The organism is Empedobacter brevis (genome assembly GCF_965118635.1).
In the GTDB taxonomy this organism is placed as follows: Bacteria; Bacteroidota; Bacteroidia; order Flavobacteriales; family Weeksellaceae; genus Empedobacter; species Empedobacter brevis_A.
Window position 1 is genome coordinate 254,714 of sequence record NZ_CBCPHV010000001.1, and the last position, 10,721, is coordinate 265,434.

At 30.7% G+C, this 10,721-nt stretch carries 13 protein-coding genes; 6 read left to right on the top strand and 7 right to left on the bottom strand.

Going from position 1 to position 10,721, the window contains the following annotated elements; all coding sequences use genetic code 11:
* Positions 1-9 precede the first annotated feature (9 nt).
* The 4 genes from ACMHJW_RS01200 (at position 10) to ACMHJW_RS01215 (ending at position 2,776) form a co-directional block, all read left to right on the top strand.
* On the top strand, positions 10-609 hold the full coding sequence (locus tag ACMHJW_RS01200; protein WP_413531617.1) for a porin family protein: 600 nt from the start codon (positions 10-12) through the stop codon (positions 607-609).
* Positions 610-683: 74 nt separating this feature from the next.
* Positions 684-1,391, top strand: coding sequence for a tetratricopeptide repeat protein (locus ACMHJW_RS01205; RefSeq protein WP_413531618.1), 708 nt, complete (start codon positions 684-686; stop codon positions 1,389-1,391).
* 115 nt (positions 1,392-1,506) lie between these two features.
* On the top strand, positions 1,507-2,004 hold the full coding sequence (ribH, locus tag ACMHJW_RS01210) for a 6,7-dimethyl-8-ribityllumazine synthase (protein ID WP_413531619.1): 498 nt from the start codon (positions 1,507-1,509) through the stop codon (positions 2,002-2,004).
* A gap of 31 nt (positions 2,005-2,035) precedes the next feature.
* A complete protein-coding gene (locus ACMHJW_RS01215; protein ID WP_413531620.1) occupies positions 2,036-2,776 on the top strand; it encodes an acyl-[acyl-carrier-protein] thioesterase in 741 nt (246 codons plus the stop codon).
* Between the two features lie 40 nt (positions 2,777-2,816).
* Here ACMHJW_RS01215 and ACMHJW_RS01220 read toward each other — a convergent pair whose 3' ends face one another.
* The 5 genes from ACMHJW_RS01220 to alaS form a co-directional block, all read right to left on the bottom strand.
* Positions 2,817-3,275, bottom strand: a complete 459-nt coding sequence (locus tag ACMHJW_RS01220) for a copper resistance protein NlpE (RefSeq protein WP_413531621.1) — start codon at positions 3,273-3,275, stop codon at positions 2,817-2,819.
* A 100-nt stretch (positions 3,276-3,375) separates the two neighbouring features.
* Positions 3,376-3,792, bottom strand: a complete 417-nt coding sequence (locus ACMHJW_RS01225; RefSeq protein ID WP_413531622.1) for a nucleoside-diphosphate kinase — start codon at positions 3,790-3,792, stop codon at positions 3,376-3,378.
* A gap of 293 nt (positions 3,793-4,085) precedes the next feature.
* Entirely contained in the window at positions 4,086-4,526 is a 441-nt protein-coding gene (locus ACMHJW_RS01230) for a DUF805 domain-containing protein (protein ID WP_413531623.1), read from the bottom strand.
* 56 nt (positions 4,527-4,582) lie between these two features.
* Complete coding sequence (locus ACMHJW_RS01235; RefSeq protein ID WP_413531624.1) at positions 4,583-5,494, bottom strand: DMT family transporter; 912 nt, start codon at positions 5,492-5,494, stop codon at positions 4,583-4,585.
* A 100-nt stretch (positions 5,495-5,594) separates the two neighbouring features.
* The gene (gene alaS / locus ACMHJW_RS01240) at positions 5,595-8,204 is read right to left on the bottom strand and encodes an alanine--tRNA ligase (protein ID WP_413531625.1); all 2,610 of its coding nucleotides are present in this window, start codon (positions 8,202-8,204) and stop codon (positions 5,595-5,597) included.
* A 99-nt stretch (positions 8,205-8,303) separates the two neighbouring features.
* Here alaS and ACMHJW_RS01245 point away from each other — a divergent pair, with 99 nt between their 5' ends.
* Together ACMHJW_RS01245 and ACMHJW_RS01250 are read left to right on the top strand one after the other, a co-directional pair.
* Positions 8,304-9,254, top strand: a complete 951-nt coding sequence (locus ACMHJW_RS01245) for a peptidoglycan DD-metalloendopeptidase family protein (protein ID WP_413531626.1) — start codon at positions 8,304-8,306, stop codon at positions 9,252-9,254.
* A gap of 9 nt (positions 9,255-9,263) precedes the next feature.
* The gene (locus ACMHJW_RS01250) at positions 9,264-9,632 is read left to right on the top strand and encodes a MerR family transcriptional regulator (protein ID WP_413531627.1); all 369 of its coding nucleotides are present in this window, start codon (positions 9,264-9,266) and stop codon (positions 9,630-9,632) included.
* A gap of 16 nt (positions 9,633-9,648) precedes the next feature.
* Here ACMHJW_RS01250 and ACMHJW_RS01255 read toward each other — a convergent pair whose 3' ends face one another.
* Both ACMHJW_RS01255 and ACMHJW_RS01260 read right to left on the bottom strand, forming a co-directional pair.
* Positions 9,649-10,152 carry a hypothetical protein gene (locus tag ACMHJW_RS01255; protein ID WP_413531628.1) on the bottom strand — a complete coding sequence of 168 codons (504 nt, stop codon included), beginning with the start codon at positions 10,150-10,152 and terminating at the stop codon, positions 9,649-9,651.
* A gap of 1 nt (position 10,153) precedes the next feature.
* Positions 10,154-10,678 (bottom strand): NADPH-dependent FMN reductase, encoded by a 525-nt coding sequence (locus ACMHJW_RS01260; RefSeq protein ID WP_413531629.1) that lies wholly within the window; start codon positions 10,676-10,678, stop codon positions 10,154-10,156.
* Between the last annotated feature and the right edge of the window lie 43 nt (positions 10,679-10,721).

Consider the following 10,721-nt stretch of genomic DNA (forward strand, 5'->3'; position numbering starts at 1 on the left):
AAAAATTCTATGAAAAAATTAATTTTAACTGCAATTATAGGTTTAGCTGCAAATTTTGCAATGGCACAAAATATCAATTTTGGACTTAAAGGAGGAGCAGTTTTCAATACAGATAAAGGAAAAGTTTGGCGTGATGCTGGAAATATTTTCAAAAGAGATGGAAAAGCTTCAGCAGGATTTCAAGCTGGTGCTTTAGCTCGTGTTTCTTTAGCAGGAATTTACATTCAACCAGAATTATTGTACACACAATTCAAAAATGAATATAATGTTGATGGACAAAATCTTGATGTAACTAAAAAACGTTTGGATATTCCTGTAAATGTTGGGAAAAGATTCTTAGGAATTGGGCATGTTCAAGCAGGTCCTGTTTTCTCTTATTATTTTGATGATAAACTTTCTGTAAAAGATTTTTCAACTGCAAAACAAGACGAATTCAATGTAGGAATGCAAATAGGTGCAGGTGTAGAAGTTTCTAAATTATTATTCGATTTACGTTACGAATTCGGTTTAGGAAAAGTTGGATCTGACATTTTAAATGGAAATAACGGACAATACAAAACAGAAAATCGTCCACAAATGTTGAACTTAACAGTAGCATATTTATTCTAAAAGGTTGTTTGTAAATAAATTTATTGGATATATTTGTTCCAAATTGTATTTTTGCAACCTTGTAAATTATTAAAATGGCAAAAAATAATAAAAAAGAAGAATTCGCTACAGAGCAATTCGTAGAAAAATTAGATAGAACAGCTTTCAACGTAGAGTTTTTTGTTGAAAAATATGCTAAAGCAATTGGTATTGGTTTAGGAGTAATTATTGTAGCTGTTTTAGGTTATTTTGCTTACTTAAAATTAGTCGTAGAACCGAAGTCGGAAGATGCTTTCAAAGAAATGGTTCAAGCCGAACGTCTTTTCGATCAAGATTCTATTAACGTTGCTCTTAATGGTAGCGCAGGAAGTTTCCAAGGTTTACAACAAATTGTTGATGAATATGGAAATACAGATGCAGGTAATTTAGCACGTTTCAAAGCGGCTAGCGCTTATTACAAATTAGGAGATTACGCATCTGCAGTAAAGTTATTAGAAGATTTTAAAACAGATGATAATGTAATGTTAGCGCAAAAATATGGTATGTTAGGAAATGCATTAGTAGCTTCTAACAAATTAGAAGAAGGTTTACCTTACTATGTAAAAGCAGCTGAAGCAACGGAAGTTGAAACGTTACAATCTACATATTATACAAAAGCAGGTGAAATTGCAATGGAATTAGGTAAAAATGCAGATGCATTAAAATATTTCCAAGCTTTAGAAGATAAATATCCAAATGCAAACAGTGGTGAAACATCGAAATTTATTGAACGTTTAAAATACGCTTCTGAATCATCGAAATAATTTACTTCAAAAAAATATTTTCAAGCCGAACAAATTGTTCGGCTTTTTTTATTGATTCAAATCAAAGTTTATCCTAAATCATTTTTGTATTTTTACCAATCAAATTTTAAACAAAATGGCAACAGAAAATAAAAATTTATCACAATATAATAAAGCAGAATTACCAAATGTAGCGGGGTCTAAATTTGCAATCATCACATCTGAATGGAATAATCATATTACATTTAATTTGCGAGATGGAGCAAAAGATACATTAATCGATTTGGGAGCAAGCCCAGAAGACGTTACATTGTACGAAGTACCTGGTAGTTTCGAATTAATTTATGGAGCAGACAAAGTAGCACAAACTCATCCAGAATTAGACGGAATTATCGTTGTAGGATGTGTGATTCGTGGGGCAACTGCGCATTTCGATTATGTTTGTGAAGGTGTAACACAAGGAATTAAAGATTTAAATATTAAACATAATATTCCAGTTATCTTTTGTGTTTTAACAGATGAAAATGAACAACAATCAATAGATCGTTCTGGAGGAAAACATGGAAACAAAGGAGTTGAAGCAGGAGTTGCAGCTGTAATGATGGCTGATATGAAAAAGAAATTAGGAATATAATTTAACCTGATTATAATTCAAAATTTAACCAATGCCTATAGCCGAAGATTTTAAATCCATTTATACCAAACAATGGGAGATATTTTTCTCTCAATGCGATCCAACTGGAAAAATGAAATTGTCAGAAATGGCAAATCTTTTTCAATTAACAGCTTCGGAGCATGCAATAAAAGCAGGATTAGGATTTTTTGATTTACAAGAATTCAATCAATCTTGGGTAATGAATCGACTTCGAATAGAAATTGAAGAATTACCTTCTTGGACAGATTTTGTAGATGTAAAAACGTGGATAGAAGTATTGAAAGTTGCAAAATCTATTCGTGATTTTACAATCGAAAAAAATGGAAAGAAATTAATTGGAGCATCTAGTTTATGGGCTGTTTTTAATACAGAAAAACGTCGTCCAGATATTCTTCAAATCGATTCATCCCACATTGAACGTTTTCCTGATTTGAAACCAACGAAAGTCGAAAATTCTGTTCTAAACATAGATTTTGAACCAACAGAAATTATTCCATATAAAGTACAATTTTCTGATTTGGATATTGTAAAACATGCAAATAATACCAAATATTTAGATTGGTGTTTGAATACAATTAATCCAGAAATAATGTTAGAACATCGTGTAAAAACAATTGATATGAATTTCTTGAAGGAATTGAGTTTACATGACGAAATTGAAATTCAGAAATTAGAAACGGAGAATTTAATTCAGTTTAAAATTGTGAATCAAGATAAAGTAAACTTTGTTTGTCGATTAGAATTGAAATAGAATAAAACAAGAAAAAAGGTTTCAGAGATGAAACCTTTTTTTATTCTTCTTTCTTTAATTCAAACTTTGTCGAATCAGCCGTTTCTATTTTCTTTTGATTTTTATCTAATTGAATAATCTTTCCTTCTTCAACTAAAAATGCATTTGGCACATTTGCTATTTCTGGAAAAACAATCGTATTTCCATCTTCTTTAAACTGAAAAGTTCCAGTTGTCATGATTGCATTTTTGTCTAATCCTAAACGTTTTGTAGAATAAACATATCCTTTATTTGATAATAATTTAATTTCCATTTCAACATCTTTACAATCATCTTTGTAACAAGGCAAAACACCTTTGTAAACTCCCTCATATTGAATTGAATTTTCAGCTGTTTTTGCTTCAACTTTTACTGAATCATTTACATTTTCAACTTCGTTTTTTACAGGTTCTGTTTCGCTTTTACAACTTGACACAACAAAAGCTGCGATTGTAAATGTGGCTAAAATTATTTTTTTCATTTTTTAGAATTTGATTTAAAGGTAAGTAAATTTTGAGCCAAAAAAAATCCTTCTGAATATTTTCAGAAGGATTTGTATGATGTTTTATAATCTTATTTGATTAGAAAATTTCTTTCGCAGCAAAGTGGAAAGCAGCTTCAATAGCAGCATTTTCATCAGAATCAGAACCATGAACAGCATTTGCATCAATAGATTCAGCATATTTTGCACGGATAGTCCCTTCTGCAGCTTCAGCTGGGTTAGTAGAACCGATTAAAGTACGGAAATCTGCAACTGCGTTATCTTTCTCTAAAACTGCAGCAACGATTGGTCCAGAAGTCATAAATTCTACTAAATCTTTGAAGAAAGGACGTTCTGCGTGGATAGCGTAAAATGCTTCAGCATCTTGTTTTGCTAATTGAGTCATTTTAGCCGCTTTAATTTTGAAACCAGCGTCTGTAATATCTTTTAAAATATCTCCTATATGTCCTTTTGCAACTGCATCAGGCTTAATCATTGTGAATGTAATGTTTGCCATTTTATTGAATTCTATTTATTACTTATTTTTCGAGGTGTAAAACTACAAAAATGATTCGAATCTTTAAATTTTATAATTAAAATTTCTTGTTATAAAAATGTGAAGAATAAGATTGTTTTTCTTAACTGATTCAATTCAATAATTTTCTTTATTTTAATTGAAATGATAAAGATGATTCGATTTGGGTAAACTCTTTTAATCAACGTTATTTCGGAATTTTCAGAAGATATAATTTGAAACAATGGATAAAATTAATCCAATTAAAAAGCGAGAATTAATCTCGCTTTTAGTTTTTAATATCTATCGATAGGATTGTTTCCTATTTCATTGATTGAATCATCAGCTTCCTTAGGATTTGGTCCCCATTGATTAGATCCTACTTGACTATCTGTTAAAAGCGCAATAAGTAATAGAATCCCTCCTACAAGAGGAATTAACCCAATCAAATAGTACCAACCGCTTTTTCCTGTATCGTGTAATCGTCTTACAACAACAGCTAATGAAGGAATAAACATAGCTAATGAATAAATCATTATAATTATATAAATTAAGTAGATGAATAGCCCACTACCCTCTGAATTATCGCTTAGCCCTGCAGCTAAAATAATAAGAACATATAATACTAATGTAATAAGAAAATTACATAACATAAAATACCAATATTCACTTCTACGAGCTCTTCCCGAGAAATTAGCGTAGTTTTCGAAAACGACTTTTTTGTACCAGTCAATCATAAATTATATAGTTTAGTTTCGCTAAAACTAATAAGATTAATTGTATTGCACAACTCTTAGTTCTCTTTTAATTGTTTAGTTTTAAACATTTCGGGTTTATAATTAGTTATAAAAACACCGAGAATAATAAGAATTGTTGCTGCAATAAATTTTGATGTAATTTGCTCATCAAGAATCAACCAGCCTAAGAAAATGGCAATTATTGTATTGAAATAAGATAAAATAGAAACTTGTATGGGCGAAATCTTAGTTAATGCATAATGAAAAGAGAAAAATGCAATAACAGAACCAAAAATAGCTAAATAAATCATCGCAGAAATACTTTTTGTGCTCCAATTCTCAAAATTATAATTGTTTGTAAATGTGAATGCAAAAATAATTTGAACAATTCCAGCAAACATAAATTGATAGAAAAGATTGAGGGAGATATTTTTAGATTGAATATTCATTTTCTTTGTAAAAATAGTTCCGCCCGCCCAACCTGTAATGGCACAGAAAAGGAGAATAATTCCAGTACGATATTCCGGATTTACTAATTCTTGTAAACCGTCCCAAAAAATGAATAGAATCCCACTAAAACACATTATAATTCCTATTAATCCTCTGATGCTAAATTTTTGTAAACCTATTGCAACACTACCAATAAAAACTAAAATTGGTGAAGTCGCATTAATTAATGAGGCTAAACCACTTGATACATTTTCTTCCGCAACAGTTGTTAAACCATTTGCAATGATTAGCATCAAACTTGAAAAAATAAGTTGATAAGATAGATTTTGCCATCCAATCCATTTTAATTTTTGTTTAGAGAGCAAAATAATTAGCATAATTATTCCAGCTAAAAATTGACGAATTCCAGCAACAAACCAACCAGGAATTGTTTCTACAGCAACCCGAATTCCGAGAAAAGTAGTTCCCCAAACAATTGCAACTAGTATTATAGAAATCAATAATTTGATGTCTTTCATGATTGAACATTTAAAAGTGTTAATTCTAAAAAGTAGAGTTATAAAAATAAAAAAGCATCTTGAATTCAAGATGCTTTTTTAAAAGTTTATTTTTTATTAATTATTTCACAAAATCTTCAGCTTGTTTTAGTGCAGCATCCAATCCAGAAACTTCTTTACCTCCAGCAGTAGCTAAGAAAGGTTGACCTCCACCGCCACCATTAATGTGTTTAGCGATTTCTTTTACAATTTGTCCAGCATTATAACCTTTTTCATCAACAAGGTTTTTAGCAATAGAAATTGTAATCGATGGTTTTACAGCATCATTTGTTCCTACAACAATAAAAGCATTTTCGATTTCTTTTGTTAAATCAATTGCATTTTGTTTAGCAGCATTAGTATCTAAATTTGTTTTTACAGCTAAGAAATTAACACCGCTAATATCTTTAATTGCAGCTTTCCAAGTTGCTTTTTCTGAAGAAGCTTGTTGTGCAACAAAAGATTCTAATTGCTTTTTCAGTTCAGCATTTTCATCTAACAAATTCTGAACAGCTTTTACAGCATCATTCTTCGTTTTAAGTGCAGCTAAAACATCATTGTAGTTTTTCTCAGCATCTTTGTATGCTTCGATTGCTTTGTTTGATGTAATTGCTTCGATACGACGAATACCTGCAGCAGTTGATGATTCAGATAAAATTCTGAACAAACGAATATCAGCTGTATTTTTCACATGCGTACCTCCACATAATTCGATAGAAGATCCAAAACGAATTACACGAACTTTATCACCATATTTTTCTCCAAATAATGCCATTGCTCCATCAGCGATTGCTTCGTTGATATCACAATCTCTTTTTTCGATTAATGGTAAAGCTTCTGCAATTTTATCGTTTACTTTTTGTTCTACAATTGCAAGTTCTTCATCTGTCATTTTAGCAAAATGAGAAAAGTCAAAACGTAAATAATCATCTCCAACATAAGAACCTTTTTGTTCTACGTGTGTTCCTAAAACTTCGCGCAATGCTTCGTGCATTAAGTGAGTTGCAGAGTGATTTTTTGTTGTTTCGTTACGTTTTTCAACATTTACTTTTGCATTAAATGTAGCGTTTACGTTTTCTGGTAAAGTTTCAACAAAATGAATAACTAAGTTGTTTTCTTTTTTTGTGTCAACAATATCTATAGTTTCATTCAAAGTAGAAATAGATCCTGTATCTCCAATTTGTCCTCCAGATTCTGCATAGAATGGAGTTTGGTCGAATACTAACTGGAAAAATTCTCCTTTTTTATTTTTTACTTTTCTGTAACGTGTAATTTTTACTTCGGCTTCTGTATTATCATAAGCGATCGAAGATTCGTTTCCTTTATCATCTAAGATAACCCAATCATCAGTTACCAAAGCTGTTGCTTTTTTCGAACGTTCTTTTTGTTTCGCCATTTCAGCTTCAAAACCAGCTTCATCAATCGTGAAACCTTGATCTTCAGCTACAATACGAGATAAATCTGCAGGGAAGCCGAATGTATCATATAACTCGAAAACAACATCTCCAGGAATAATTTTAGATTCTCCTAATTGCTCGATAATTTGATTTAATCGATTTAATCCTTGTTCAATTGTACGCAAGAAAGAAGCTTCTTCTTCACGAATAACACCTGTAACAATTGTTTCTTGTTTTACTAATTCTGGGAAGAAATCGCCCATTTCCGCTTTCAAGATTGGATATAATTTATAGATAAAAGGTTCTTTAAGCCCTAAGAAACGATATCCATAAGAAATTGCACGACGTAAAATACGACGAATAACATATCCAGCTCCTGTGTTAGAAGGTAATTGTCCATCTGCTATTGCAAAAGAAACTGCTCGTAAATGATCTACAATAACACGAATTGCGATATCTGTTTTTTCTGCTGCTCCGTATTTTACACCAGAAATCTCTTCTAATTTTTGAATTGTTGGTTGAAAAACATCTGTATCATAATTAGATGTTTTTCCTTGTAAAACCATTGCCAAACGCTCAAATCCCATTCCTGTATCAATGTGTCGAGCTGGCAAAGATTCTAAAGAACCATCTGCTTTACGTTGATATTGCATGAATACCAAGTTCCAAATTTCAATAACTTGTGGATGGTCCATATTTACCAATGTTTTTCCATCAACAGCTAAACGTTCTGCTTCTGGACGAATATCTACATGGATTTCAGAACATGGTCCACATGGTCCAATATCACCCATTTCCCAGAAATTATCTTTTTTGTTTCCGTAAAGGATACGATCTTCTGCAATATGTTGTTTCCAAAGTTCTAATGCTTCTTCATCTAATGATGTTCCATCTTCTTTATCACCTTCAAAAACAGTTACATAAATTTGATCTTTAGAGATTCCGTATTTTTCTGTTAGTAATTCCCAAGCCCAAGCAATTGCTTCTTTTTTGAAGTAATCACCAAAAGACCAGTTTCCTAACATTTCGAACATCGTGTGGTGGTAAGTATCTTTTCCTACATCATCCAAATCATTATGTTTACCAGAAACACGAAGACATTTTTGTGTATCCGCGATACGATTACTTTTTGGAGTTCCATTTCCTAAAAAGAATTCTTTGAATTGTGCCATCCCCGAATTATTAAACATTAATGTCGGATCGTCTTTCAAAACAATTGGTGCAGATTTTACAATTAAGTGCCCTTTTGTCTCAAAAAAATGCAGAAATTCTTTTCTTATATCTTTGGATTTCATTTAATTAAAATATTTTTATCATTTGATTAACAAGTTTACTCGTACAATATTCGTTACTTTGCAAACGTTTTACAAAGATAATAAAAGCTTGGTTAAGTAATGGAAAATAAAAACTATAAGTATAATTCTGCAAAATTTTTGATGAGTTGGACAAAGAAAAGAATCCAAAAAACTCCTAAAACAGCTTTATACATATTACTATTTTTATGTCTATCGACAATATCTGCTGGGATGATTGGTTATCATTTTAATGATTCTGAATATGCATCGAAAGCAGGAAAATTCAAAAACAACGAAAGCAAATTATTAGCTGAGTTAGAGAGAATGGAAAATGAAAATCAACAATTACATAAAAAATTCAAAGAAGTTGAAGAAGCTTTAACAGAAATCGAAGAAAAAGATCGCAATATTTATCGTACTATTTATGATATGCGTGTCAATGAAAATATAGATTCTGTCAATAAAGAAATTGATAATTACACTGCAGAAGATATCGAAAAATTAATCGATAAAATTGAAGTTGAATCAAAATCTTTGGACGAAGTTTTTCGTTCTGCTGGAGTTAAAGATGCAAATTTATCTTCAATGCCAGTTTTAAAACCAGTGGCAGATAAATATGTCAATCGTTTAGCTTCAGGATTTGGAACTCGTTTTCATCCTATTTTGAAAGTAAATAAAATGCACAAAGGTTTAGATTTTGCTGCTTCTAGTGGAACTCCTATTTATGCAACTGGAGATGGTTCTGTAAAAGTTTCAGAATTTAATTCTGGTTACGGAAATATGGTGGTGTTGAAACATGGAAATGGATATGAAAGTTTATATGCACATATGTCTCGTGCAAAAGTTCGTAATGGACAAAAAGTGAAAAGAGGTGATGTGATAGGTTATGTTGGAACAACTGGATTATCGACAGGAGCGCATCTACATTACGAAATTCATAAGAACGGTGAGCCAGTAGATCCTATTATGTATTTTTACAATGATGTTGATCCAGACGATTTCATTAAAATTTATCAAAACTCTAAAAAATTGTCATTATCTTTGGATTAAACGCTGATAATGAACGTAGACCTACCTGATAAACTATATTACTCGATTGGCGAAGTCGCCAAAGCCTTTGATGTAAACGCATCGCTGATTCGATTTTGGGAGAAAGAATTTGAAATTATTCAACCCAAAAAAAACAAAAAAGGAAATCGACTATTTACGAAGAATGATATTGATTGTTTTAAGAATATCTATTATTTGGTCAAAATAAAAGGTTATACGTTAGAAGGCGCAAAACAAGCGATTGGTAAAAAAGGAATTGCGGTAACAGCAGAAGAAATAGATGTTGTGAAGCGATTAGAAAATATAAAAGACGAACTCATCAAACTTAAAATGAGTTTTGAATCGGAAGAAATATTAGAAAAAGATGAACTGAATTAAGTTCATCTTTTTGTTTTTATAAAACTTTTGTTTCAATAAGTTTAAAGCCAATTGCAAGTATAAAACTTATAATAATTAAAATCCAGTTTGGTTTTAATTTCGTTTTGAATTCAAATAGTTTTGAGAATATTTCAATCACTCTTTTTCGGTCAATAATTAAGATAACAAAGATTAACGCTTGATAAAAAATTGAAGAGGATAAAGCTTTTATATCATAGAAATAATCTTGTAGAATAATATTGACTAAAATTGTGGTTAATAGAAGACATCCGAAAATTCTGGTTCTACGAAAAAGTAATGTGATTGCACCAATCACTTCAAAAATTCCGATGATGATTGGATATCCTTTGGTAAAACTATAAAAATTCCACATCAATTGATGCCCTTCAGAAAGATGATTATGAATGTTATTATCCATATTTGTGAATTGAGCAGGTTTTATAATTCCATACACAAACATTGAAATTGAAACCGTAAATATAGCTGTCCAATAAAGTATATAAATTAGTTTTTGTTTCATTTTAATTGATTAAAACTTGAAATGCTTTTGCGAACTCTTCCAATTGTTGTAAAGCTCCTTCATCAATAATTTTTCCTTCTGAATTTACTTTTCCTTTTACTCCTTGAATGAGTAAAGTTGTTTCATTATTGAAGTTCGTCATCAACGTTTTCATTATCAATTGCAATTCTTCATGCCCTTTTTCTCCATTTGCAGAAGCAGTGATAATTCCTAAAGGTTTTCCTTCAAAAATAGTTGTAGAAACGCACCATTCTAATGCATTTTTCAATCCACTCGGAATACTAAAAATATATTCGGGCGTACAAATAATTATTCCATCAGCTTTTTCTATTTCAGTTCTAAAATCAAGTATTTCTTGTGGGGTATTTTCGATAGAACGTTCTGGATCAAAATGAGGAAGAGTTTTTAATTGATCAAAAACAGTACATTTGAAATATTGAGATGTAAAAGAAATAAAATTTTCTATGATTTTTTGATTAGATGAATTTTCGCTTGCGCTTCCATTAATGATGAAAATATTTTTCATTTTACTTGATTTGATAATCTAAAATAGATAATTATTCTTAACG